General features: G+C 48.9%; 1 pseudogene. It reads left to right on the top strand.

The annotated features are described in order from the left end of the window. Positions 1-204, top strand: a pseudogene (locus tag FVA95_RS29870) (lytic transglycosylase domain-containing protein); the annotation flags it as partial. Between the last annotated feature and the right edge of the window lie 64 nt (positions 205-268).

Raw genomic sequence — 268 nt, 5'->3', positions numbered from 1 at the left:
GGTTATAACGCAGGACCTGGACGCGCCCGCCGCTGGCAGGCTGCACAGCCCTTGGAAGGTGCAGTGTATGCCGAAACCATTCCCTTTACCGAAACACGCGATTATGTGAAAAAAGTGATGACCAATGCCGTGTATTACGCCGCCTTATTCGGTCAGCCGAATACCTCGTTAAAACAACGCATGGGAACGATTCCCGCGCGTTAAGGTATTATGCTTGTTTCTGAATTATCTTTGCTTTAAAATCCGATATTTGGCAGAACCATATGGG

The organism is Pseudonocardia sp. EV170527-09 (assembly GCF_008369905.1).
In the GTDB taxonomy this organism is placed as follows: Bacteria; Actinomycetota; Actinomycetes; order Mycobacteriales; family Pseudonocardiaceae; genus Pseudonocardia.
This window is presented reverse-complemented; position numbering and strand designations above follow the sequence as displayed.